Source organism: Acidobacteriota bacterium, from assembly GCA_016700075.1.
In the GTDB taxonomy this organism is placed as follows: Bacteria; Acidobacteriota; Blastocatellia; order Pyrinomonadales; family Pyrinomonadaceae; genus OLB17.
In genome coordinates, this window is sequence record CP065000.1 from 1,531,728 (window position 1) to 1,556,866 (window position 25,139).

Genomic DNA, 25,139 nt, shown 5'->3' on the forward strand with positions numbered 1-25,139 from the left:
CGGTGGTTAGAGTATCCCCAGTTTCTGCAGATCGGCTACCGGTTCGTCGAACGAGCATGAACCGAACGAGCGAATACCTTTAGCGCGTAATTGCTCGAGCTGGAAAGTATTCAATGAGAATTCCGTGCGCCAGATTATCGACTGATCTTCGACCGCGAATACCTCTTCAAACTCCTCCTCCATCACGTCCTCGAGGAAGCTTGTGCGGAAACCTTCCCGTGCAAAGCCGGTCATCAGAAAAAGATTGAGGAAACCGTGCATCGTGCCTTGTACCGAGTTCGCTTCGTAGGTCAGCGGGCGAAAACAGCGTATCGGATGATGCAGTCCGGCGGTCGCCTTGAATGGCACATTTGCGGCAAGGCAGGTTCGGACGAACTTCACTATCTCTGTCGTCTTGGGAAACGCCTCTGGTGTTACGCCGCCTGTGCGGATCTTTGCCTGCTGCCCGGCAAGGTTTATCTCGGCGACGAGCTCGGGCAGAGTTTGGTCAAGGGCAAGCTCAAAGAACGCAGAAACACCCGACGGCAGTGCCGCAGCCGCGGAGGCGATCGCATCGCCAGACGATGCTTTCATCTCGACCGAATCGCAGAACATCCGCTCGCCGTTCACTTCATTGAACGAGTCAACGGCCGCGAGGTTTTCGGCCAAATTGCCGTCGAAAACAACGGCGATCTGCCACGGCGAACCTGCATCGCGTGAAACGAAGTCTGCGGCAGCTTCGGCAAATTCCGTGAGGCGCGACGCCGACACTACGAAACGCCCCAGCATCCACGAGTAATTGCTGTTGCGGTACGTCGCGTAGTTCAGAACTGCCTCGGGCATCGAGACAGCGGACGGCGGAAAAAGTCCGGCATAATCTATCGATTCGGCCATTAAAGCCCGCACCGACGGCCTGATCGCATGAATGGTATTTATTTTGTTCATCGCCGGATCTGAACGTGCTGAGTAAAGTTGATGATAAGAATTGCGCCCGCGATTTACAAACTGCGTCGTCGCGGGCCGACTTGCCGAACGGGGCGATTTTGCAGTATCTTTTGTAAATCTTTGGTAAGCAGTAACTTCAGCCGATGCGTGTACTAGGTATTGATCCAGGCAGTGAAACGCTCGGTTGGGGCGTCGTCGAAGGACGCAGCACGCGTTATTCTCTCGTTGCCTATGGGACGGTGAGGTCTCGGTCGAGAGACGCATTTTCCAAACGCCTGCTGAATATTTACGAGTCTGTTGACGAGATAATGGCGGAACATTCGCCGGACGTGTTGGCGGTAGAGGATACGTTTTACGCTGTAAATGTAAGTGTCGCTCTAAAGCTCGGTCAGGTTCGCGGACTGATGCTGCTGCTTGCAGAACAACGCGGGCTCGACATCGCTGAGTATGCTCCGCGGCTGATCAAACAGACCGTCGTAGGATATGGCAACGCCGAGAAGCAGCAAGTACAGGAAATGGTGCGAGTGCTGCTAGGAATGCGTGAGCCGCCAAGACCTTATGACGCTGCCGATGCTCTGGCGACGGCGATCTGCCATTTCCATCACGCAGGGCCGACCGGAAAGGCCGCTTTGAAGAAATGAAAGGACGGGTTCATCTGAAAATATGCTTTGCCGCATGGCTTCTACTCTTGCTCTCATCGGTCAGCGAGAACATTGGCCAAACACGCAGACCGGCGACGAATCAGCGAAACGCTGTCTCTGCTAAAGATCCATTGGTCGGCAAGACCGCCATTGTCATGGACGAACTTTTGTCAGTGCTGCGCCGCGAGCCCAGCCTTTTTTCTGAGGCAGTTCATCGTATGCAGCGGGGCAGGCAAGTAAGCATTCTTGGAACGAGAGAAGCTGACGGCGTGACATTTTTGAAAGTGAAGGCTCTGCCTTCAAGCGAAGGTTGGGTGCAGTCGGAAGCGGTGATATCTGCAGCTCGGCCGCAGGACGAGGAACGCGGAGCGATGATCGTACAGGCTCTTGCAGGTTTTGAACAGGTCGAGGCCGGCGTTCAGTATTTCAAACTCTTCCCAAATTCAAGATTCAGACCAACACTTCTTCTTATTTTTGGCGATACGCTCGAGGACATTGCTACGAATATTACCCGAGATGCCGGTAGGCGCCTGAGACGCAAAGAAATGGCTGCTTCCGCAGCTCCAATGCACAGCTATTATTTAAATTTCGTAATGCTGGACCGATACCGCAAGCTGGGCATCCGGTTTCTGTTCAATCCGAAAACCAGGAACTATCATTACGACGGACAGGCTTGGAGTGAGATAGTTTCCAAATTTCCGGACTCAACGGAGGCTGCGGCCGCCCGGGAACGGTTGAATGACCTGAAGACAAAGCTCGAAGCAGAAAAATGACGCAAGTTTCAAGTGGTGCGGTTTGCGATCTGAACGGCCACTAAGCCTGCGACACGGGCGTTGTTCTCTAACAATGCGATGTTAGCTTTTAGCGTTCTGCCGCCGGACGCCTTTGTCAGTTCTGACAAGAGGAACGGCGTGACGTCCTTTCCGCTGATGCCTTGGCGGCCAACGCCTGCGATCGCAGCTCCGATAATGCTTTCCATTTCATCGCGAGGAAGCTCGAACTCCTTTGGAACAGGTACGGTCAAAAGCGTTGCCTGACGCATTCCGAGGGCATCTCGAGCGGCGGCCACCAACGCCGCATCTGAAGCCGAATCCACACGATGATCTGCGTTCAGCCCGCTGGAGCGGCTGTAGAAGGCCGGCATTTCATCACACTGCCACCCGAGCACAGCGACCCCGTGCGTCTCAAGCCATTCGCGGGTAGCAGCAATGTCGAGGATCATTTTTGCACCGGAGCAAACGACCACGATCGGTGTTTCCGCAAGCGTCGGAAGGTCTGCCGAAATGTCCGCGGCATAACCGCGATGCACACCGCCGACGCCGCCGGTCGCGAAGACGCGTATCCCTGCCCGGTGAGCGATAAAGGCTGTCGTCGAAACAGTAGTTGCACAGTCAAGATTGTTCGCGACCGCGATCGGGAGGTCGCGTGTAGATGCTTTTCTAATGTCTGCTCCTGAGGCGAGAAATTCGATCTCATCCTGCGAAAGGCCCACGCGAAACTCACCGCCGATGATCGCTATAGTAGCCGGAACGGCTCCGCTCTCACGGACCGATTCCTCACATCGCAGTGCGGTTTTTATGTTATCGGGATGCGGAAGCCCATGAGCAATGACCGTCGATTCCAATGCTACGACGGCGGTGCCGGATGCGATGGCTTCTTGTACTTCGGGACTGAATTTGATCTTCACAAACAGAGCAAGGCTATTTTACGAACTTGCCAATACGGTCAAGCCGCGGATGCGTCACGCATCCGAACAGATCTCCGTTCGATGCTCCCCGGTCGCACGACCAATAGACGAACATCGCCCGGCCGATGATCAGTTCACGAGGCACAAAGCCCCAAAATCGGCTATCTTCACTATTGTCGCGGCTATCACCGAGGACGAAGAAACTGTTGTCAGGAACCTGCATCGTCTTGCCTGCCACGCCGAATTCGTAACCGCGGCGAGAGAGCCGCATTCCCGCACGGATGGCGTCCATCGACTCCGGGTCATAATACACGTCCCACAACTCTCCCTCTCGACGCTCTTCGAATTCGGTCACTGTCAGCGCCGAGAGATTGTCCGGTGCCTCGCCTATGAGCCGATGCTCTGGCAGAAGCTGGCCGTTGATGAACACTTGATTGTCGCGAAATTCGACGGTCTCGCCGGGCAGCCCGATGACTCGCTTTACATAATTGATCTGATACGGAACGAGCGGCGGATTGCGGCTGGCGTCCATTCGCGGATTTACCTTATTGCCCGGATATTTGAATACGATGATGTCGCCGCGGCGTATCTCACGCTGCGGCAGGAACCAGAGGTCATTGCCGCCGGGAGTAAAGATAAATTTATTTACGAGAAGGTAGTCGCCGACCAATATCGTGTTCTGCATCGAGCCCGTCGGCACAGTGACGGCTTGAAGTATGAACGTCATTCCGAATAGTGCCATCACAAGCGTGACGACGAAAGACTCGAAATACTCCCTGATAACGGATCGCTGCGGCGATGCCGGTTTTACCTCAGGAGCAGGAGGCTGATCCAGTGTGTCTTGTGTCATAAGATACTATTTTGACGCGGATTCCGCTGCCTGTAGATCGACCAACGCCTTTTCGGCGGCTACCATTTCCGCTGCCTTTATTGAAGTGCCCTCGCCTGTGGACCGCCCGCCTTCCCATACTGCTTCAACGTAAAACGTTCGCTTGTGAGGAGGGCCTTCCGAGCGCAGCAGATTGTAACTCGGGGCAGGAACATTCTGAGCCTGAAGCCGCTCCTGCAAACGCGTTTTCGGATCTATCGACGAACGCGGGGTGACTGCCTTTAGGTCGTCAGAGAATAAACGCCTCACAAAAACCTTTGCGGACGTATAACCCGAATCCAGAAAAACAGAAGCTATCACAGCTTCCAGTGTGTCTGCCAAGATCGCAGGTTTGGAGCGGCCGCCGTTCTGTTCCTCACCGCGGCCCATGCGGATGTATTCTCCAAGCTTCATACGTCCCGCTATTTCCGCAAGCTTGACCGAACTGACGAGGTGGTGCTTCATTGCGGTCAATTCGCCCGCGGTGCGATCCGGGCCGTCGGCAAAAAGCTGCTCGGCGATGATCAGACCCAAAATGGAATCACCAAGAAATTCAAATGATTCATTCTCTGCCAGATGAGCTTCATTTTTATCACCTTGCAGATTTTCATGAGCCCATGACCGATGCGTGACCGCTCGTTCGAGCAGCTTCAGGTCGCTGAAACGATGCCCTATCAAACTTTCCAGTTTTCCCAGCGGGGCAACCATACGTTCCAATCTTAAGAACAATGCCGGCAAAAGAAAAGCCGGAAGTTGCCAACAGCAAGCTTCCGGCTAAATTGAGGGTTCAGACAGTTACCGGCGAACCATTTCGCAAGTCAATTGCGGCGGTCCGAACAGGCTCGGCAAATGCCGCCTAAGACCCCGAGGATTCTCCTTCGAATATCGGAGTTACCGGCGTCGTCGGATTAACAAGCGGTTGCTTCAAAGTATTCGCTATCCACGAATCGACGCCATCCGTTTTCGCAAAACGAAGCTTGTAGGCATCTTCAACGTTCTTTTTCATCGACGCTTTGTATGCCGCAGCCTGACCGAGATTGAATGCACGTGCAAAGGCATCCATCGCTCGTTCTGCAGTGCCGTTCGCGAGTGCCACTTTGTTGCGGATGTTGTCCACTTTCTGTTTGGCAACCTCCGCCGTGTCGTTGTCATTCTGGTCCTTCTCGAGCGTCTTGATCTCTTCTACAAGTTTGTTCAACTCATCGAAATAGAAGAAGCCGATCAGCTCGTACGGGATCGGGTTTTTCTTTGTGTCAGAATCTGCCTGGGTCGCCTTGTAAAGATAGGGCAAAGCACCGGCACGGTTCTTTTGCGGAACTGCGTAAATATAGCCAATGGTCAGGTTAAGCCAACCGAGTGCGTCCTCTTTGTTTTTATAGATAAAAGGTGCCACACCAAAGGTCTTGAATTCTTTACCGGATTCGAGGCTGGCGATCGCCTGCTTTGCAAAGCGGACAGTATCGTCGTTGTATTTATTACGGCCCGCAAAGGCTTCATCGTAACCGATCGAACCGAGGACTATCTCAGCGGCACGAAACTCATCGGCGTATTTTGCAAGTATCTCTTTACCGGAAGAGTAAACTTCGTCCCAGTTCTTCGCCTTCATAGCGGTGTCAAACCGGGTGACAAGTTTGTTCTTCGCTTCCTCTTCCTCCATCTCTTTCACGGTCTCTTTGAATCGCGGAAGTCGAGGGGTCAGCCAATCTGCCAACTCCTTTGCACCGTCACACTTACCGAATTTCGCCAAGTACTCTTCACCCGCTAGAATGGCGGCCTTGCGTCCGGCAATAGATTTGTCGGCATGAGCGGCACGGAACTTGTCGCCTGCAGCGACGATCGCTTCTGCGTCACATGAGTCCTGAGCCGAAGCCGCGCCTGTTCCTAAGACAAACAATAGGGCGGCAAATATCCCCACGCCCGCTTGTCTAAATACTTTTTTCATTTTCTTCCTTCCTCCGGGTGATGCCCTCAATTATTGCGTACCGGCGACGCTTCATTCGTCGGGTTTGCGTGTCTTCAGATGAAGCCGATTGCAGAAAAGTTGCAATTCATCATGCTGACGTTTAACTGTTAAAATAGCGTAATCGCCCTTAAAATAAAAAGCGTAAAAACGAAAATAATCCTGCAATCAAAAGGCTCTGTCAAGCCCGTTGCCGCACGTATCGTCACGCCGGCGTGTATCTTATTGAAAACAAACGATAAGGGATTTTGATTTTTAAGGCCTGTCCTTTGGTCCGTCCTTTTTCTCTGCACCTTCCTTTTCGTAGGTAATGACAACCGGCGGAAAGACCGGGGCTGATGAGCCGGTCTTGGTCACAAGCCGTTGAGGTGCAGCCTCCGATCCGCTACGCACGCTCGGCACAATGATAACAGGCCGTCCTGCGTCACCTTCCTTAATGCCTTCGGCCTCTTCGCCCTCTGTTACCGCTTTGGCCGCAGTTTGAACATCAATGCGATTGCGCGGCTGCAGTTTGAATTCGGTTTGTGCCAGATTTCGATTCGTTCTTTGAATATTCGGCGCCAGCGTGCGATATATCTGTGCCGCGATCGCTGCAGCGTTTCGGCCGCGCTCACGTTCGCCGCGAGTAATGACGACAACGGCATATTTTGGAGACTCGATCGGAGCAACAGAGGCGAACAGCCCTACCCAAGAATTTCGCCCGATGCACGAGCCCGTCTTGCCTGCAACGCCGAGCGTCTGGTCCATATTGCGGCGGGCGGTGCCGTATTCCGAAGCGCCGATCATGCCCGGGATTACACGGCGGAGATTCTGTTGCGGTATCGTGATGCTAGGTTTGGCTATCACCTCGAAGTTAGCCCGTTCGATCGAAGTTCTGGGAACCCTCGGAGTGACCACGTTTCCGCCGTTCGTGATAGCTGAGACCATTACGGCCAACTGCAGACCGGTTACTTCAAAGTCATCGCCGTGCGAATAGATACGCGGATTGTGATTGCCGTATGGAAGCCTGCCGGGGCTTTCATTCTCCAGGTTGATGCCTGTTGGCCGCCCCAGGCCGAGTTGACGAGCGTATTCGATCACTTTTGGGTTTCCGACCGAGGATCCGACCCGTTGAAAATATGGGTTATCAGAAAAAGCAAGCGAATCATCAAGACCGAGCCGATTCGGGATCTCTTTTGTACGCCCGTCGTTCACATCTATAACGCCCTCATTGACACCTGCGACGCCGGTAACGAGCTTGATGGTCGAACACGGCTTTATCGGCTGGCGTGCGGCCCATTCCTGATTGACTATGGTCAGGACCTTGCCTGTTTGAGCTTCCATCACAACCACCGAGCCGGCTTTATCGCCAAGAGCGGCCACTGCGGCTTGCCTGACCTGAAGGTCCTCGCCTTCGGTGTTGTCATTGGCAATATTCGAAATTGTTTCTGATCTGAGGCCGCGTTCAAAAGCGAGTTTTCTTGCCTGCGCTTCACGGATCGCCTGTTCGCGGCGACGGCGTTCTTCCAATGCCGCCTGACGGCGTTCCTGTTCCAATCGCCGCCGCTCGGCCGCAGTTCTGCGGGTTTCTTCTTTCTTGTTTGCGGGTTTCTTAGGGTCGTCCTTACGGCCGGCTGTTCGTTTGTCGTCCTTCTTTGGATCGGTCTTTTTTGCGGTTTTTGAGTTCTTGTCCGCTGCCTTCTTGTCTGCAGCCCGCTTATCTGCCGCGGTCTGTTTTCCCTTTTTATCGTCCTTTCCGTTCTTGTCGGCTACGGCTTTCTTCGCGTCTTTCGCCGACGTCGCCTTCTTATTGTCCTTCGCAGATTGAGCCGACTTTTTTGTTTGTGCGTGAGCGGGGGACGTTGCGAATGTAACAGTTATTGCCAGAACGAGACCACAGAAAACGGCAAGCGGTCGCAGGGGTGAAAACTTCATGCGTTACCTCAAAATGGGTTCCTTATTTAATCTTTCGTATCTGGGGAAAACGGCAACACCGCATCCAAAGCTCGGTTTTTGCGGCGTTTGCGTAAGAACTACGAAAGACTATAACATTCACACGACGGGCGGGCAAGCTTTTTTGCTCCGTTCTAGTTTCATCCTTAATGCCTTTCTTTAGAACATTTCGCGGAAAGTTGCTGCTGATCCTGGCGCTGCTGTTGGTGGCGACCCTGGGCTTTCAATACTACCTGAATCTTGTCTCACAGCGGGAAAGCGCAGAACTTCGCGAAGCTCAAACAGAAGCCCTTGTGGCCGGCATTACGCTCGGCTTTACGAGCATTCCGATGCAGGATCTGCGTGTTCAGGATCTCGTCGATCAGGCAGACGAGACCTATTTCAGCCGCGAAACACGTCAAAGGATCAAGGACATCATCGTCATCGATCACGACTGGAACGTGATCGATAGTTTGAACGCGGAGTTCCTGCCGGAATACGACGAAAACAACAACGTCGTCTACAAAAAGGCGAGAGATCTGACCGGACTGCCGCCCTTGATGGAGAGCGCCCGACTCGGTGACGACGCAAAAAACTTTCCAAATCCGATCGACCCGGACCGCAAAGCGATCTCGGACGAAGCTCACGCAATTCCCATTGAAACCAGTAAAGGCCGCTGGTACGTGATGGTGCTGATCAAGAATGACCGCGATGAGGCCGCACGGCGTGCCGCCCAGCCGTTGCTGTTTACGCTGATCGTCCTGCTCGCTTCATCGATCATCACTTTTATGCTCGTTTGGCGTTTTTCGCGGCCGATCGCAAACCTTTCGGCAGCCGCAAGACGTGTTGCTCAGGGCGATCTATCGACCCGCGTGTCCGAGGCTGAACGTAGCGATGAGATGGGAATGCTCGCACGAAATTTCAACGAAATGGCGGCGGAACTCGAAAAGAAACGCGACCTTGAGTTGCAGCTGCAGCAGGCGGAAAAAAGTGCGGTCGTTGGGCGGCTCGGCTCCGCCATCGCTCATGAGATACGCAATCCGTTGAATTACATCAATCTCACGCTCGATCATCTTCGGACGAAATACGCGCCTGCTGAACCTGTAGATAAAGAAAAATTTGAAAAGCTCACGTCCCAACTAAAAACCGAGGTCGGCCGTATAAATCAGCAGATATCTGATTTCTTGAACTATTCGCGTCCGGCAAAGGCGAATCTTAGGCCAACCGACCCGCGACAAGTGATTGACGATTCGTTGCGGTTGATCGAGCCCGAAGCAGAAGAAAAAGGCATCACCATCGGCATTGTCGAACATGAAAATGTCCCGCAGATCATGGCCGATCCGGAATTTCTACGTTCCGTTTTCAATAATCTTTTCATCAACGCCCTGCAATCTATGGAAACGCAGGGCGGACATCTGGGCATCAAAATCACACCCAGCGAGACCGGCAATTGCGTGAATTTTGAGATATCGGATACCGGCGTCGGCATACCGCCCGAGAATTTGGAGAAGATATTTGAACCATATTTTTCAACGAAAGAGACAGGAACGGGCCTCGGCCTGGCGATAGTTCAAAAGATCGTCGAATCGCATAACGGGACGATCGACGTCAGGTCGGAAGAAGCAAAAGGAACGACGTTCACGGTAAAGCTGCCGACTCATTCTGAACCGCAGAGACGCGGAGACGCCGAGGAAAAAAGCAGGTAAGTTTAGATGCTCAACAATGAACATGCGGTCGAAAGGGTCAACTCTCTAACGGAGAGCATCATCGGCTGTGCGATAGAGGTTCACAGGGCCATCGGTCCTGGATTATTGGAATCAGCTTACGAAGAATGTTTGTGTTACGAACTCGCTCAGAATGGCCTGAGTTTCCAACGTCAGGTTCCTTTGCCTGTTATTTACAAAGGCGTCAAACTCGATTGCCGGTATAAATTGGACATCATTGTAGAAAATGCGGTCATAATTGAACTAAAGGCCGTAGATCGCATTATCGCAATTCATGAGGCTCAACTTCTATCATACCTTCGAATGCTGGATCTGAGAGTTGGCTTGATCCTGAACCATCACTCATCTGTTCTAAAGAACGGCATAAAACGAATTGTGAATAGATTTTGATCTCCTCTCCTCTGCGTCTCCGCGTCTTTGCGGTGAATATCACTTATGGCAAGAAAAAGCATCCTCGTCGTCGATGACAAGAAAAATCAAAGAGAGATACTTGAGACGATCCTTTCGGGTGAGGGCTACGACGTAACGACCGCCAGTTAGAAATTTCGAGGCATGAGTGCAAGACCCCACAGGTCAATCTCGTTGTTCGGCTTCACGAATTTTTGAGACCATCTTAACAGCACCTTCGATATCACCTTTATAGACAATCAAACCCGCTCGGCTCACGACGAAGGTCGTGGGGTAAAACCTAACTCCGAAGTCTTTTGCCTGATCCTCATCGGCTAGGACAATGACCGGGAAGGTGTAGCCCCGTTCGCGAATCTTACGAAACGGCGTGGTCGGTTCGTCTTCTTCGTTTGGCGCGTTGACTGCTAGTAGCAATATTGAAGGATCATTCCCATACTTATCAAATGCTGACTGAAGCAGCGGAAATTTTTGGAAACAAATAGAACAGCTTGTTGTCCAAAAGTCCAAAAGAACAATTTTTTCCTTTAGGAAACTATCGGAAATAAGCGTATTCTGTTCATCGCGCGCAGTCAGTTTCACACTCATAGCATAGGGATCGACCCTTCCGGTAAAAGTGCCGTAGTTGTGTCGGTGGAGCCACAGATCCCAGCCGTAAAAATACATGTACCCGACAAAAATGCTGCTGAGAATGAACATTAACAAGTTGGCCGGAAAACTGAATCTCGTTACAAAGTATGCGGAGATCACGCTTAGGACGCACGCCACAACTACCGGCAGCCCGAATGCTCCCCAAACAAACCATTCAACAATTGTGATGGAATGCATGAGAAGCATCACAAGAAATGTGATCATCAAGACATTCGGAGCAGTTATCCTGCCTGAGAATGCCCTGATAAATATTAGCTCCGCAACAAAAAAGCCGACGAAGGAAACCAGCATTATGTGGTCAACCTCGCGTGACAATAGGGGTGCCAGCAAAGAAATCAGAACCAAGCTGACGGCTATTGCAACAAATGCTTTGACGTTATCCAAAAACACAACTCAATTGATTTGTTACGGATTTGGGTAGCAGCGATAATGGCAGCCGAGGATTCCCCAAGGTCCGCACCCGCTCTTTGTGCTAACACATCCACCTTCCGAACCGCAGTAATATCCACTAGGACACGACAACAAGCACTCACAGTCGACGGACTCGGCAGTGGCCCTTTTGACCGGCTTGTGTGATCCAATTGACATGAATAGTGCGAATGCCTCCTCCCTGGAAAAAACAGAATACATTCTATTTACGAGTTCTGTTCCCTCGGTTTCATCGAGTTTTGGGGCAAAGGTGTCAGGTGTCATCGATGTCAACATCTCACTGATAAATCTGAGTTGATTCTCAGAAAATGCTCCCGTTGCCAAGTGGTACGCCATCTGAGTCTTCCAAATGCCTACTCGTTCCCTAATGGGCAACCGCTCAACCAACCTCATGCGAACCATGGAACCTTCATTGAGTAAATCAAAATAGCGACGGACCAGATCCAATTCGATGCTTTTGTCCATTGCAAGCGGCTCCAGAAAGTCCCCTAATTCATCTCGCGAGAATAATGCTCTGGCGGAGTTTTCGATCTGTAAGCCTTTTGCGCGGATTCCATCCTCAGATTCGATGGTCGTTTTGCTGAATAATGCGTCGTCGACGTTCATCAAGGAGTTCAAAACAAACTCTCGCTGGGAGGGCGAAACACTCTCGCGCTTAGCAAGCTGCAAAGAGAGATTGAGCCGAATGAAGGCCGCCTTTTCTGAATTGGAAAGATTTGAGAATGCTAACCGACGAGAGACTGGAGAAAGAGCAGCGATACGTTCAAAGTTCTCAAGCGAGTTTCCCGTTGAAATGGTTTGAGGGAGAACAAATATCTGGCTCGCGCAGGACACTTTCGGGCTTTCCGTGTTCGTGTCCTTGTCCAACCGTTGTCCCGAAACTGCCGCTGCTGAGAGTGTCGCGAGACAGAAAAACAAGACTACGAAGAGAGGGGTCTTTGTTTGTTTGTTTGTTTGTTTGTTTGTGCATCTTTCGTACCTCCAAAGATTTGGTTTCATCATTCTGCTGCGGACAAAGCCAAAGGTTGAACGCCGACCTAGCCCATTTAGGGCTATTGGAGTTTCGGGAGAAACGTTACCGGCTTTATCTACATCGTAAGTTATAATCCTAAATGCGATCGTATGCAATAGTTTTTTTATGTCACGAAAATCCATCCTCGTCGTCGATGACGAGAAAAATCAAAGAGAGATACTTGAGACGATCCTTTCGGGCGAGGGCTACGACGTAACGACCGCGTCGTCAGGCGAGGCAGCGATGAAATTTGTCGAAACGCGGCGTTTCGACCTTGTTCTGACCGATCTCAAAATGACCGGCATGTCCGGCCTCGATCTGCTCAAGCAGCTTACGGATTATGACAAGTCGATCATCGTCATCTTGTTGACGGCCCACGGCTCGGTCGATTCGGCGGTGGACGCGATGCGGCTGGGGGCTTTTGAGTATCTGCAAAAGCCCTACGACAGCGAAAAACTGCTCGAAACCGTCTCGCGGGCGTTGAAAAAGCTGAACACGCTCGATGCCGAGATCATCTCGGTCTCGCCCGAGATGGACAAGGTCAAAAAGCTCATTCTAAAGATCGCAAAATCCAATGCTACCGTTCTGATCCGCGGCGAAAGCGGCACCGGAAAAGAGCTGATCGCACGGTCGATCCACACGAACAGCCTGCGGTCGAATCAGACGTTTCAGGCCGTGAATTGTGCCGCGATAAACGAGAATCTGCTGGAATCGGAGCTTTTCGGCCACGAAAAAGGCTCTTTCACCGGCGCCGTCGCTGAAAAGAAAGGGCTTTTTGAGATCGCCGACGGCGGGACGCTGTTTCTTGACGAGATCGGCGAGCTCGACATTTCGCTGCAGGCGAAGATCTTGCGTGCATTGCAGGAAAAACAGATCCGCCGCGTCGGCGGCACTCGCGAGATAAACGTGGACGTCCGCGTGGTCGCCGCAACGAACCGCGACCTGCTGCACATGGTTGAGGAAAAACGTTTTCGCGAGGACCTTTATTACCGCCTGAATGTGCTTTCGATCGAACTGCCGGCTCTGCGCGAGCGTCGGTCGGATGTGGCGGTACTGATGGAATATTTCCTGAAAAAACATACTCGCGGCACCGATCGAAAAGTGTCCATCGAATCCGCCGCACGGAAGCTGCTCGAAGACTATTCCTATCCCGGTAACGTCCGCCAACTCGAATCGGCGATCGAGCGAGCGATCTTGCTTTGCGAAAACGACACGATCACCACCGACGACCTGCCGCCTGAAATGACGCAGGGGCGTTCAGCAACAGCCGCAGCCGCAGCAAGCGGAATGTTCACGCTGCCGCCCGAAGGTGTAAATTTCGAGGACGTCGAACGCACGCTCATAGAACAGGCAATGTCGCGAACCGACAACAACATAACCAAGTCTGCCAAACTGCTCGGGCTAACATTCCGAACTCTGCAATATCGACTCGAAAAATTCGGATTGAAGAAGGATGATAGTGACGATGGGCAAGCGACGAGGGAAGAGGAATAGTTAGAGGCAAGGGACGAGCGACGAGGGATATAATATTCGCCCGCGGACACGACTTTTCTGTGGATAATCCGTCCGTTCTGTTTTAAAGTTCTATCGGAGGAAACACGATGGAATGGTTTTCGACGATCTCTCTAGCTCTCGGTACGGCGTGGACGAGCGGTATCAATCTATACGCAACTGTCTCGATACTCGGCCTGCTGCAGAAATTTGGTGCGACGAAGCTGCCCGGCGGGCTCGACGTGCTGGACAACTGGTGGATCATCGGCATCGCCGGCGGGCTTTACACCGTCGAATTTTTCGCGGACAAGATACCGTATGTAGATAGCGTCTGGGATGTTTTTCACACGTTCATTCGAGTTCCCGCAGGCGCGGTGGTGGCGTACGCTGCGACGAACGATTTGGACCCAACGGTTTGGGTTTCGGCGGCACTACTAGGCGGCGGACTTGCATTTGCATCGCACGGCACCAAAGCCGCAGCCCGCATTGGAGCTAACTTCTCGCCCGAGCCAGTCTCGAATTGGGCACTCTCTCTCATCGAAGACGGCATCGCGATGATCGGGACGGTGTTGGCGGTTTTCGCTCCTTTTATCATCGCGACGATCCTTATCGTATTTGTTCTATTCTTTCTGTGGTTCTTTCCAAAGGTCTATCGCGCGGTAATTAGACTATTTGCGGCGACCGCTGCCTTTTTCCGCGGCGAAGGATTTAAAGATATTGCCCGCAAGGCGGGCTGATCGCGTTCGTTCTATCTGCGTGGTATCGAAACGGAGGAAATACGATGCGAAACATTCTTACTTTAGTTATTCTGCTCTCCCTTGGCTCGGCTGCATGCGGTTCGATGGAACGCGGCTCTGACCGCAGCGAAATGACGGAAAACAAAGCCGTCGGTTCGGCTCCGGCTTCCGCTCCGGAAAGACAAGAAGGAAAACCCGAAACTATTCCTACCGGCTCAGCTGCGCCGACACTCGGTCGAAAGATAATACAAAACGCCGATCTCGACCTAGAAACGGCAGATCCAGAAAATTCTCAGCGCAGTATCACGCAGATCGCCGAAAGCCTCGGCGGCTACGTTGTCGAAACTCAGCAGCGCAGCAGCGACATGCGGTCGTCAAAACGCGACATCGTTTCAATGACGATTCGAGTTCCCGCGGACAAGTTCGGCACGGCGTTGGAACAGATCCGCGGTGCGGCCGATCGCGTCGTTGTAGAAACGGTCAAGGGCCAGGATGTGACCGAAGAGTTCATTGATCTCGAAGCTCGGCTGACCGCAAAGCGTGCCGGCGAGACCCAGTTCATGGAGATAATGAAACGCTCGACAGACGTATCCGATGCTCTGGAAGTACAAAAAGAACTCGCAGAGATCCGCAGCGAGATCGAGCGTCTTGAAGGCCGAAAACGGTTTCTCGAAAATCAAACAACCCTTTCGACCATCAAGCTGCGCATACAGTCGCCCTCGGCAATCAGTTCAAGCAGTACAGGTTTTAGCTACAGGCTTCGCGATGCCTTTTTTACAGGATTCGAGATCGCTCAGGGATTCGTTTTCGCGGTCATCACTCTGATAGTCGCTCTAATTCCCTTCGCAGTCATTTTCGGTCTGCCCGGATATCTCACGATCCGATTTTTTTCTCGGCGTGCAGCTAAAAGAAAAACTGAAAAAGACGCCGCTGAGCAGAAATCGGGTATCATCACGTAAGTGCTGGAACGAATATTTCAGGTCTTTGCTTTTGGGCTCGCCGTTTTGGCGGGCTATTTTTTCTGGGCGGACAACCGCGAGGCAAGTTTCATTGCCGCCGTGCTTGGGTCGGTAAGTTTTTTCCTTTCCATTCGCACTCAGGTAGTCGCGAGGAACAAGATCCGCGAATCCGAGCGGCTCGCCGCCGACGAATCAGAAAGCTGATATGGCCCGGATCGTATTAGCAACGCTCGGCAGCCTCGGCGACCTGCATCCGAAGATCGCTCTCGGTATTGAACTCCGCCGCCGCGGCCACGAGGTCGCCTTTTCCACATTCGAAGGCTACGCCGAAAAGCTGGCTCTGCTCGGCTTTGAGCATCATACATTAAGGCCCACTGTCGATCCGGAGGATCGCGAATTCATTAAAACAGCGATGGACGGCCGACGCGGTTCGGAAAAGATCATGCGTGAGATGATCTTTCCAAATATGCGGGCGACATATGATGACCTCGCCGCTGCCTGCGACGGAGCAGACATGATGATCACGGGCGAACTCATTTACGCTGCACGATCGCTCCAAGAAACGACCGGCATAAAATGGGTGACGACGTGCCTTTCGCCGATGACGATGTTCTCGGCTCACGATCCGGGCGTGTTCCCGGATGCGGAATTCATGGAATTTCTTCGGCCGATGCCGGTCGTTTTTCACGACCTTTTCTACAAAGTGATGAGGCAGATCGCCGCGGGATGGATGGAACCGTACAAAGAATTTCGAAAGGAACTCGGACTTGATCCGTCGCACGATCCGATGTTCCTTGGTAAATTCGGAGATCAGCTGCACCTTGTGATGTTCTCGCGGGCACTTGCTCAGCCGCAGCCCGATTGGCCCCGACAATCGTTTCAGACGGGATTTTGCTTTTATGACGGCCAAGACGACGAGGGCAAGATGCCGCAGGCATTGCGGGATTTTCTTGATGCAGGAGAGCCACCGATCGTTTTCACGTTGGGCTCCGCGGCTGTGATGGATCCCCGAAATTTCTTCGACGAAAGTGTAAAGGCCGCCAAGCTCCTCGGCCGCCGTGCGGTTTTGCTCTACGGTATCTACAACGAACTGCCGCAAGGCCTGACCGATGACATCGTCGGGTTCGACTACGCACCGTATTCGCAGATTTTCCCGCGTGCGGCGTGCGTGGTGCATCAGGGCGGCGTCGGAACGACAGGCCAGGCTCTGCGAGCAGGTGTGCCGCAGCTGATAATGCCCTATTCGCACGACCAGCCCGACAACGCCGCCCGCTGCAGACGAGCGGGCGTTGCCGAAGTGATCCGGCGGGACAAATACGATTCCGGGGCTGCCGCGGACCTGCTTAACGTGATTTTAAAGAACTCTCGGTACTCAGCGAACGCCCAGCGTCTGAAAGACATCGTTTATTCTGAGGACGGGACTAACGCGGCGTGCAATGAGATAGAAAGAGTATTTATCGGTCGGGCGTACGCTTGAATTTTGCTCCCAGCAAAACAGATAATCTAATGATGATAAGTGAAAAAAATAGGCTAATGACGGCATTTTTTGCGCTGTCGACGGTCTTTCTGCTGACCGCCGAAGCGTTTTCGCAAATGGCCCGAAAGCCTACGCCTCGCCGTGAACCGGCGGGGGCAATGAATAAACGGCCGGACTCGAACAAGAATTCGATCCCTAGGATCGGGTCGCGTGAGGAGTTTGATGCTGTTGCACGGGTCTATAACAAGGGTACATCCTATGCGATGCCTCACGTTATGTTCGTGATCGACCGGCGCTCGAACGACAAGGTCTATTTCGTTAATTCGCAAAAATTCAGATTTCACAAAGATTTTTTGTTGGCGACGTATCTTGTTCCGCGCGGGGCTGACGTTTTTAAACCGATCTATATTGACACTGACCGCCGCTTTATCGTCGGCACCATTGCGTGGCAATTGACGGTCGAGAAATATACATGGGAACTCTGGGAAGGCGATATGGCAAACGAGGCCATTATCAAAACGGCGAACACGGTGCTGAACAAGGCCTTTTACGAAAAGATCTACTATAAACCGAATTCGACCAAACAAGGCGCCCATGCCGAAACGCTTGGAATTGACCGTGTAACTCAAGACGAGATAAACCGGAATATTGCCTATCTGGCTTTGAACACCGGCACAGCTGTCGGCCGCATTCACATAATCGACGAATTGGATGACACTGTTGAGATCGGTGAGAATGAGATCATCGTGCTGCGGGAACTCCCGATCACCCTGCCTCCAGTTCGCGGCATCATCATCGCAAAACCGTCTTCCCCTTTGTCCCATATAAACATCCTCGCTAAAGGCTGGAACATCCCGAATGTCTACATAAAGGACGCGGACCGATTGTTCCGGCAATACAATACTTTTGTTTTCAGGCTTGAGGCGAACCTTACCGACTATAAATTGGAGCCTGCGTCAGTTGATGACCTCAGAGATAGATTCAAGTCCCCTGACGAGCAAATACCTCCCGTTGATCTCAAGACAACTAAGCTCGCAGGACTGCGAGAAATGAGAAAAGGCGACAGTGTGCGCTACGGGGCGAAAGCGGCCAATCAAGGCGAGATGCTAAACGCAAAGCTCACCGGTTTCACGATCCCGGACGGCTTCAGCGTACCTTTCTACTGGTACGACAAATTCATGGAGGAGAACGGCTTCGATAAGATCATCGAGGCACATATGGACGATGACGATTTCGTTCATAACCCGCGATACAGAAGACAAAAATTGGACGAGTTTCGCGCAACGATCCAGAACGGAAAGTTCGATGACGACCTAAAGGCCCAGATCGTTGACCGTTGGAAAACGCAGCTGGGCGGCAGATCCGTTTTTGTCCGAAGCTCTTCGAATTCTGAAGATCTGCCGAATTTCAGCGGTGCCGGACTTTATTCGAGCGTCCCGAACGTCATTGATGAAAGCAAACTGATCGAGGCGGTCAAACGCGTCTGGGCATCGCTGTGGAAGTTCGAGGCGTATGAGGCACGTGTCCGCAACTATGTCAGCCAGACAGATGTCTATATGTCCGTTCTGATACAGCTGGGCGTAGATATGGACAGAGGCGGCGTCATGATCACGCGCGATCCGTTTGATGACAAGAACCGAAATATGGTGTACATCAGTTCGGTTTGCGGACATAACTCGCGTGTAGTTGACAATTCGGGAATTCCTGAACAGATCCTATTCAATCCGCGCAATAGCGTGATAACCGTCATGACGCTGTCTCAGCAGGAAAATGCACTAAAATTTTCCCCGGATGGTGACCTCACTCAGACGGCGGATGATTGTGCCGGTTCAAACCGGCGTGTTCTGACCGACGCTCAGGTCAGAAATCTCGGCCGGATCGCCGCGAACATCAAACGCGTGTTCGGCGGAAAGAAGGAACAGGACATTGAGTGGGGTATAATGAACGGAAGGATCTTTATAGTTCAATCAAGGCCATATATTGAGAGTAAATAAATGAAAAAGTACCTTTTGATCTTGGCGGCGGGTGCCGTCATTGGATGTAACAATGCGGGCAAACCGGTTCCCGTCGATCCCGCGTCGAACAGCACGTCAGCGGTGAATAACAAGCCCCAGACAGCGGTCGCTCATTCATCTGAGAATCAGCAGCCGAAGACGGAGAACGGCGGCAGCAAGTCCGGCTGGACATCGGGCGGCGACCCGATCGACACCGCGGCGCTCGACACGGCAATTAAGGACGCGGAAAAAGCTCTTGCATCCAAGCCGAACGATGCGTCTGCCAAAAAGGCATTGGCATCTGCGTATCTTAAGAGGGCAACAGCCCTGACGGATGCCAGACAATATGCTTCGGCATTAGGCGATTATCGCAGGGTCCTGAAACACGATCCCGAGAACGGAGAGGCGAAGCAGTGGATCTCGCAGATAACGATGATCTATGATTCGATGAACAAGAAGTATCCCGCCGAGGGTGAGGAACCGCCGCCGCTTCCTTTCAAGAAGGAAAGCTGAGCCGCTTTACAAAGTTTCGTCTTAATTTCTAAACTAGCAGTTTCTCACGGATGCGGGCGCCGCCCTTGTCCGTGCGGCACGATATAATCATGGCAATTTCAGCAAACGATATCCGCAAAGGAATGGTGATCCTCCACGAAGGGGCACCCGTAAAGGTTATGGAGTTTCATCACCACACGCCGGGCAACTTGCGTGCTATGGTTCAGGCCAGACTCCGCAACCTGCTGACGGGAAATTCATTCGAGTTTCGATTTCGTTCCAACGACACGCTCGAAAGAGTGATCCTTGAGCAGCACGAGATGGAATACCTTTATTCCGATGGCAGCCATCACCATTTTATGAATTCTGAGACCTTTGAGCAGGTGGCGATGACCGAAGATGAACTCGGTGATGCCGCTCAGTGGTTAATGCCGGGCATCAAGATCGAGGTCGAATTCTATAACGGAACACCGATCGGCGTGGCATTGCCCGGGTCGATGGAACTGACCGTGGTCGAAACGGAACCGGTCATGAAAGGTGCAACGGCGTCGAATTCAAATAAGCCTGCGAAACTTGAGAACGGTGTCACGCTTCAGGTACCGCCGTTCATCGTCGAGGGTGAGAAGATTCGCGTTAACCCAACTGAAGCTCGATACATGGAACGCGTAAAGTAGCGAATATCAAGCAGATCTTTTAAAAGCCCGCGGCCGGCCGTTAGTGTTACAATAACGTCAGTCACGGGCTTTTTCTCGCCCCGAAATCGACCTATCATCTAGAACTGGACGATGTTTCCCCTCTATAGTTTCCTTTACACCGCCGCCTTCATACTGCTGTCGCCGCGGTTCATCTTCGACGCTTTCGTCGGCGGGAAATATGTGTCCGGTTTCTGGCAGCGAATGGGCTTCGTACCGCGGCTGGACCACAGCCGCAAAACTGTTTGGCTTCACTGCGTGTCTGTCGGCGAGGTCAACGCTGCCCGGCCGCTGGCACTACTCATAAAGGAACGACGGCCGGATTTGAGGCTTGTCGTATCCACCACGACAAAGACAGGCCAACAGCACGCTAGGGATGTGTTCGCCGAGATCGCTGATCTTGTCTTTTATTTTCCGTTCGATTGGCGATCGACCGTTCGCCGAGCGCTTGACCGCATCTCACCGAGAGCCGTTCTGCTGACAGAATCCGAGATCTGGTTCAATTTCATACGGGAAACCAGCAAGAGCAAAGCTCGGATCGCCATAATAAATGGCCGGTTGTCTGAGCGGTCTTTCAGGCGTTACGGTTATATCTCGCGATTCATACGGCGTGTACTCGGCTATCTGGACCTAGCCGCAATGCAGGACAAAGCTGATGCGACACGGATCATGTCGCTGGGGCTGCGTGCCAGCAAAGTTCGCGTCACGGGCAATCTGAAGTTTGATCACAGCCTCGACAGCGGCGAGACGAAACTTACGGACGAGTTCCGAGAACGTTTTGCGGTTTCGCCCGATGCACCTCTGATAATTGCCGCCAGCACTCACTCGCCCGAAGAAGAGCAGATACTTGAGGCGTTCAAGACGGTCTGGAAATCATCTACGGTCAATTTGCCTCGGCTAATGATCGCACCGCGACATCCGGAGAGATTCGATCAGGTTGCAGAACTCGTCAGGAGTTCCGGCTTTGCATGGGTTCGAAGGACCGAAACCCCTTCCTCACGGGACGCGGCCGCAGAGGTAATCATTCTTGACAGTATCGGCGAACTTCGTGCCGCGTATCCGCTCGCTGAGATCGTTTTTGTGGGCGGCAGCCTGATCAAACACGGCGGGCAAAGCATTTTCGAACCGGCAGCCGCGGGAAAGGCGATCGTTACCGGTCCGCATACTGATAATTTCAGAGCGGCAGTTGAGGAATTCACCGCACGCGAGGCATTGGTGCAGTTGGCTCAAGAAAAAGTTGAATCCCGATATCCCGACGCACTCGCAGCAGAGTTCACTACGCTGCTAAAAGACCCGTTCCGCCGCAAATTTCTCGGCGACAACGCCGCCTCTGCAATGGCGGTCAATCGCGGGGCTGCAGAACAAACGCTTGAGTACTTGCTTCCGCTTTTTGGCCCCCAGAAGTAGCGATGATCTACATCTACTATTTTTTTGCGGTTGTACTCATTTATCTCAGCTACCGATCGTTCGAAGGCGGCCTGAAATACCGACAATTCGTACTCGATGAACTGTCAAAAGGATCGAGCTTTACTCCGTTCGCTACAGTTTTCGCTCCATGCCGCGGTGCGGAGCCGGGATTACATAAAAATCTGGCTGCGCTTTTTGAGCTCGACTATCCTCAATACGAGATAGTGTTCGTCACGGACGACGCAGCCGACCCGAGCGTTGCGATCATAGAAGAATTGATAGGCAATGACGGCGGTTCGCTCTCCGCTAAGCTGATCATCGCACCTAAAGCCGAAGCCGCAAGCCAAAAGGTCGAGAACCTCCGCGAAGCGGTACTGCACGCGGACCCAAACTCCGAGGTTTTTTCGTTCGTTGATTCGGACGTTCGCCCCGCACGCCATTGGCTACGATACCTCGTCGCACCGCTTTCCGAAGATAATGTGGGGGCATCTACCGGTTATCGGTGGTTCATCAGCAAACGGCGAAACTTCGTATCGGAACTCCGATCTGCATGGAACGCCTCTATCGCCTCAGCATTGGGACCAAACAGAGACTCGAATTTCTGTTGGGGCGGCGCAATGGCAATTAGAAGAGACGTATTCGAAAGGATCGGTATGCGTGAACGTTGGTCGGGTACACTTTCAGATGATTTCGCTGTCACAAGAGCAATGAAAAGTGAAAATCTGGAGATCGCATATGCGCCGGGGGCCCTAACACCATCGTTCGAGGATTGTTCTTTCAGCGAGATGATCGAATTTACGACCCGCCAAATGAAGATCACACGGGTCTATGGGACTACATTCTGGGTGATGTCCTTTATCGGTTCGGCCTTGTTCACGACGGTGATCGCAGCGTCGATGCTCGTCCTCATCCTCAATAGGCAAAACCAAACGGCTGTCATCATAAGCCTTGCTTCTCTCGTGCTGGTGTCATTTTTCAGTGTTGGTAAATCGATCGTTCGTCTACAAGCGGTCGAAGCGGCGATCCCTGAGCTCGCAACAGCTATCAGGCGCCAATATCTTCCTCACTGCACACTTTGGGCGTTGACGCCCTCCATCTTCTTTTTCAATTCGATCTCGGCCTTGTTTTCGCGCCGTTTGCGATGGCGTGGAAATGTGTATGAATTGAAATCGCCGAATGAAACTGTCATTATTTCCACTAAAGACGGTCAATGAACACAATTCATTTAAACGACGACGATGCAAAAGAGAGGGATCCATGGGCGGAACACGCCTGGCCGGACGAAACCCCTTTTGCGGAGCCCGTAGCCAATGAACCCCTGCCGTACGACGAGGTCGAGACCGTATACGTGCCCCGCGAGGCCTTCACGCCTGAGCCCTTTGAACCTGAGCCTGTCGCAGAAACCATCCGAAAAGGCGGACTCGCATGGTCGGCCGGAATTGCATTTTTCGGTTCTGTCGTTTTTATGCTGTTTCTTGGTTGGCTGGCCGACCTGGTGCTCGGCAGTTCACCTTGGGGTCTGGTCGGAGGTATTATCTTCGGTTCGCTGATCGGTTTCGTTCAGTTCTTCCGAATAACTTCGCGAATATTCGCACCCAAGACCGATGACCTGAAGACACGTCCCCTTTTCTCCGAACCGTCGTCAGAATATCCCGACGACACACCACAGCTTTGATTTTCAAAAATTGCGCGATAGAATACTCGTTTCGCAATGAGCGAGAACATTCAGCTATCTGATGGGCAAAGGCCCGACTCGCACAAGCGAATATTGAAAATAATGGCCGTTATCTCGGCCGCGGGGACGCTGATAGCCTTTGCTGTCAGCGGAACTGCGACCGGCATCGGATTCGTTCTTGGCTGCGGACTTTCGCTGGTCAATTATCTTTGGCTGGAAAGTTCACTCCGGGCTATGTTTTCGGGCAATGCGTCGACGGGCACTTTACTAGTCGCGGCCAGATATATCTTCAGATACTTTCTGCTTGGCGGAGTATTGCTGCTGGTTTATCTGACGGATGCCGTTCCGATGGCATCAGTGATCGCCGGGCTAGCGGCCTTTGCGATCGCGGCTGTGATACAAGGCTTTAGGAGTATCAGATCGAATAATTGATATTGTAGATCTCAAATGTTTTTATTTGCAGAAGGCGGACATCACACACCACTGATCGTTCAATTCGTCAACCATTATCTTGGCGAACCGGTTCATCAATTTCAGGTCAAATATACCGAACCGCTGTGGAACGAATATGTTTTTAAACACGTCGGCACGACCGCTGCGAACGTATTCGGACCGTACACAGCAGAGAACGCGATCCCTTGGTACACGATAATGTTCATTATCGCCTGTATCCTTACTGTCGTCATCGTGAACATTCTTAAGGGCAAGCTTTCTTCGGAAGACCCTGGCAGCGGCCAGCTTACGCTTGAGGCCGGTTTTTTGGCGATCAAAGGGATGATCACGAGCATCATCGGTGATAAAGGTTTCAGGCATTTTCCGGTGGTTGCGACATTCGCAGTACTGATCCTGGTCTCGAACCTGATGGGGCATTTTCCGCTATTCATGTCGCCGACCGCTTCGGTCAACGTAACTTTTGCGCTCGGTATCTCGTCGTTCGTTTATTACAACTACATCGGCATCAGTGAGAATGGCCTTTTCGGTCATATTGCCCACTTTGCGGGTCCGAAACTGCCTATGCTGATGCTGCCGATCACTGTGCTGATCTTTTTTATCGAGATCATCAGTAACTCGATCAGGCCTTTGACGCTCGGTGTTCGTCTGTTTGCGAATCTTTATGCGGACGAGATGGTGTTCCTCGAAATATCGAACCTGGCACCGCCGTTCACACATTTTCTTGTTCCTTTGGTGATCACGTTTCTTGGGGTTTTCGTGGCATTCGTACAGGCTTTCGTATTTACGCTGCTTTCGATGATCTACATCAGCGAGGTCAGTCACCACGGCCACGACCACGACGATCATCACGAAGAAGAGACCCATGGCGAGCCCGCTGCTGCGGCCGCTCATGCATAAGATCTATAAGTTTCACGCCCTGTAAAAAGGGGAGTGTATTTTTGAAAAACTGAGGACCAGACAGCAGAAAGCTCGTGAAACGGCGGCCATTTATACCGGGCCAATTTCATTTTACGGCCCACGCTCAGCCCGCACGCTACAGGAGCCTTGACTCCACGGAGTATAAATCAAGCGCATACCGGAAGTGAGGCGAAATCATACCCCGGCAGCCATTTACGGATGAATGCAGCTTGGTCTTCAATAAATTAATAGGAGACAACAAATGAATAAGTTCAAATACGTTCTTTTTTCGACGCTCGCTATCGCTATGATGTCGGTTGCGGCAATGGCACAGGGCGGCGCTGCTGATAACGAATCGACCGTCAGCGCTGCAAAAGCGATCGGCGGCGGCATCGGCTTCGGCCTGGCTGCGGGTCTTGCAGGTATCGCACAGGGCCTCGTCGGCTCACGTGCGGCAGAGGGTGCTGCACGCAATCCCGGCGCAGCCGGTACCGTTCAGACGATGATGATCATTGCGCTCGCTCTGATCGAATCGCTCGTCCTTTTTGCTTTGCTTATCGTTTTCGTCAAGCTCTAAACCGAGTTTGTCATTCACACTTTGCGGACGTTTGGCCACGGCCTTTCGTCCGCATTTTTATTGAATTGAAGAAGCG

Annotated in this window: 26 protein-coding genes; 18 read left to right on the top strand and 8 right to left on the bottom strand. The window is 52.3% G+C overall.

Annotated elements, in window-relative coordinates:
- Positions 1-6 precede the first annotated feature (6 nt).
- Complete coding sequence (locus tag IPM50_06855; GenBank protein QQS34280.1) at positions 7-924, bottom strand: hypothetical protein; 918 nt, start codon at positions 922-924, stop codon at positions 7-9.
- A 143-nt stretch (positions 925-1,067) separates the two neighbouring features.
- On the opposite strand from IPM50_06855, the gene ruvC reads away from it, so the two are divergent.
- Both ruvC and IPM50_06865 read left to right on the top strand, forming a co-directional pair.
- The gene (ruvC, locus tag IPM50_06860; protein QQS34281.1) at positions 1,068-1,565 is read left to right on the top strand and encodes a crossover junction endodeoxyribonuclease RuvC; all 498 of its coding nucleotides are present in this window, start codon (positions 1,068-1,070) and stop codon (positions 1,563-1,565) included.
- Positions 1,562-2,338 carry an SH3 domain-containing protein gene (locus IPM50_06865; GenBank protein QQS34282.1) on the top strand — a complete coding sequence of 259 codons (777 nt, stop codon included), beginning with the start codon at positions 1,562-1,564 and terminating at the stop codon, positions 2,336-2,338. The genes ruvC and IPM50_06865 overlap by 4 nt, the downstream gene beginning before the upstream one ends.
- A gap of 8 nt (positions 2,339-2,346) precedes the next feature.
- Here the strand turns inward: IPM50_06865 and IPM50_06870 are convergent, their stop codons facing one another.
- The 5 genes from IPM50_06870 to IPM50_06890 all read right to left on the bottom strand — a co-directional run bounded on the left by IPM50_06870 (position 2,347) and on the right by IPM50_06890 (position 7,994).
- Positions 2,347-3,258: a pseudouridine-5'-phosphate glycosidase gene (locus IPM50_06870; protein QQS34478.1), complete on the bottom strand. Its 912-nt coding sequence runs from the start codon at positions 3,256-3,258 to the stop codon at positions 2,347-2,349.
- Positions 3,259-3,265: 7 nt separating this feature from the next.
- Positions 3,266-4,102, bottom strand: coding sequence for a signal peptidase I (gene lepB / locus IPM50_06875; GenBank protein ID QQS34283.1), 837 nt, complete (start codon positions 4,100-4,102; stop codon positions 3,266-3,268).
- Between the two features lie 6 nt (positions 4,103-4,108).
- Positions 4,109-4,828, bottom strand: a complete 720-nt coding sequence (gene rnc, locus IPM50_06880) for a ribonuclease III (protein ID QQS34284.1) — start codon at positions 4,826-4,828, stop codon at positions 4,109-4,111.
- A 148-nt stretch (positions 4,829-4,976) separates the two neighbouring features.
- Positions 4,977-6,062 (bottom strand): hypothetical protein, encoded by a 1,086-nt coding sequence (locus IPM50_06885; protein ID QQS34285.1) that lies wholly within the window; start codon positions 6,060-6,062, stop codon positions 4,977-4,979.
- A gap of 273 nt (positions 6,063-6,335) precedes the next feature.
- Positions 6,336-7,994: a hypothetical protein gene (locus IPM50_06890; protein ID QQS34286.1), complete on the bottom strand. Its 1,659-nt coding sequence runs from the start codon at positions 7,992-7,994 to the stop codon at positions 6,336-6,338.
- Between the two features lie 167 nt (positions 7,995-8,161).
- Between IPM50_06890 and IPM50_06895 the strand changes: the two genes are divergently transcribed.
- Together IPM50_06895 and IPM50_06900 are read left to right on the top strand one after the other, a co-directional pair.
- Positions 8,162-9,697 (top strand): HAMP domain-containing protein, encoded by a 1,536-nt coding sequence (locus IPM50_06895; GenBank protein ID QQS34287.1) that lies wholly within the window; start codon positions 8,162-8,164, stop codon positions 9,695-9,697.
- A 6-nt stretch (positions 9,698-9,703) separates the two neighbouring features.
- The gene (locus IPM50_06900) at positions 9,704-10,105 is read left to right on the top strand and encodes a GxxExxY protein (GenBank protein QQS34288.1); all 402 of its coding nucleotides are present in this window, start codon (positions 9,704-9,706) and stop codon (positions 10,103-10,105) included.
- 183 nt (positions 10,106-10,288) lie between these two features.
- Here IPM50_06900 and IPM50_06905 read toward each other — a convergent pair whose 3' ends face one another.
- Both IPM50_06905 and IPM50_06910 read right to left on the bottom strand, forming a co-directional pair.
- Complete coding sequence (locus IPM50_06905; GenBank protein QQS34289.1) at positions 10,289-11,161, bottom strand: TlpA family protein disulfide reductase; 873 nt, start codon at positions 11,159-11,161, stop codon at positions 10,289-10,291.
- A 15-nt stretch (positions 11,162-11,176) separates the two neighbouring features.
- Entirely contained in the window at positions 11,177-12,355 is a 1,179-nt protein-coding gene (locus tag IPM50_06910) for a bacteriocin fulvocin C-related protein (protein ID QQS34290.1), read from the bottom strand.
- Between IPM50_06910 and IPM50_06915 the strand changes: the two genes are divergently transcribed.
- The 14 genes from IPM50_06915 (at position 12,339) to IPM50_06980 (ending at position 25,063) form a co-directional block, all read left to right on the top strand.
- Complete coding sequence (locus tag IPM50_06915) at positions 12,339-13,706, top strand: sigma-54-dependent Fis family transcriptional regulator (protein QQS34291.1); 1,368 nt, start codon at positions 12,339-12,341, stop codon at positions 13,704-13,706. The genes IPM50_06910 and IPM50_06915 overlap by 17 nt on opposite strands.
- A 107-nt stretch (positions 13,707-13,813) precedes the next feature.
- The gene (locus IPM50_06920) at positions 13,814-14,440 is read left to right on the top strand and encodes a DUF4126 domain-containing protein (GenBank protein ID QQS34292.1); all 627 of its coding nucleotides are present in this window, start codon (positions 13,814-13,816) and stop codon (positions 14,438-14,440) included.
- Positions 14,441-14,484: 44 nt separating this feature from the next.
- Entirely contained in the window at positions 14,485-15,399 is a 915-nt protein-coding gene (locus IPM50_06925) for a DUF4349 domain-containing protein (protein QQS34293.1), read from the top strand.
- Positions 15,400-15,603 (top strand): hypothetical protein, encoded by a 204-nt coding sequence (locus IPM50_06930; protein QQS34294.1) that lies wholly within the window; start codon positions 15,400-15,402, stop codon positions 15,601-15,603.
- A gap of 1 nt (position 15,604) precedes the next feature.
- A complete protein-coding gene (locus IPM50_06935) occupies positions 15,605-16,876 on the top strand; it encodes a glycosyltransferase family 1 protein (GenBank protein QQS34295.1) in 1,272 nt (423 codons plus the stop codon).
- Between the two features lie 56 nt (positions 16,877-16,932).
- Positions 16,933-18,870, top strand: coding sequence for a PEP/pyruvate-binding domain-containing protein (locus tag IPM50_06940; GenBank protein ID QQS34296.1), 1,938 nt, complete (start codon positions 16,933-16,935; stop codon positions 18,868-18,870).
- On the top strand, positions 18,871-19,383 hold the full coding sequence (locus tag IPM50_06945; protein QQS34297.1) for a hypothetical protein: 513 nt from the start codon (positions 18,871-18,873) through the stop codon (positions 19,381-19,383).
- A gap of 89 nt (positions 19,384-19,472) precedes the next feature.
- A complete protein-coding gene (gene efp / locus IPM50_06950) occupies positions 19,473-20,036 on the top strand; it encodes an elongation factor P (protein ID QQS34298.1) in 564 nt (187 codons plus the stop codon).
- Positions 20,037-20,147: 111 nt separating this feature from the next.
- The gene (locus tag IPM50_06955; GenBank protein ID QQS34299.1) at positions 20,148-21,461 is read left to right on the top strand and encodes a 3-deoxy-D-manno-octulosonic acid transferase; all 1,314 of its coding nucleotides are present in this window, start codon (positions 20,148-20,150) and stop codon (positions 21,459-21,461) included.
- Between the two features lie 2 nt (positions 21,462-21,463).
- Positions 21,464-22,675 (top strand): glycosyltransferase, encoded by a 1,212-nt coding sequence (locus IPM50_06960; GenBank protein QQS34300.1) that lies wholly within the window; start codon positions 21,464-21,466, stop codon positions 22,673-22,675.
- Positions 22,672-23,136 carry an AtpZ/AtpI family protein gene (locus IPM50_06965; protein QQS34301.1) on the top strand — a complete coding sequence of 155 codons (465 nt, stop codon included), beginning with the start codon at positions 22,672-22,674 and terminating at the stop codon, positions 23,134-23,136. The genes IPM50_06960 and IPM50_06965 overlap by 4 nt, the downstream gene beginning before the upstream one ends.
- 36 nt (positions 23,137-23,172) lie before the next feature.
- The gene (locus tag IPM50_06970) at positions 23,173-23,568 is read left to right on the top strand and encodes an ATP synthase subunit I (GenBank protein ID QQS34302.1); all 396 of its coding nucleotides are present in this window, start codon (positions 23,173-23,175) and stop codon (positions 23,566-23,568) included.
- 15 nt (positions 23,569-23,583) lie between these two features.
- A complete protein-coding gene (gene atpB, locus IPM50_06975) occupies positions 23,584-24,486 on the top strand; it encodes a F0F1 ATP synthase subunit A (GenBank protein QQS34303.1) in 903 nt (300 codons plus the stop codon).
- Positions 24,487-24,748: 262 nt separating this feature from the next.
- Positions 24,749-25,063, top strand: a complete 315-nt coding sequence (locus IPM50_06980) for an ATP synthase F0 subunit C (protein QQS34304.1) — start codon at positions 24,749-24,751, stop codon at positions 25,061-25,063.
- Positions 25,064-25,139 lie beyond the last annotated feature (76 nt).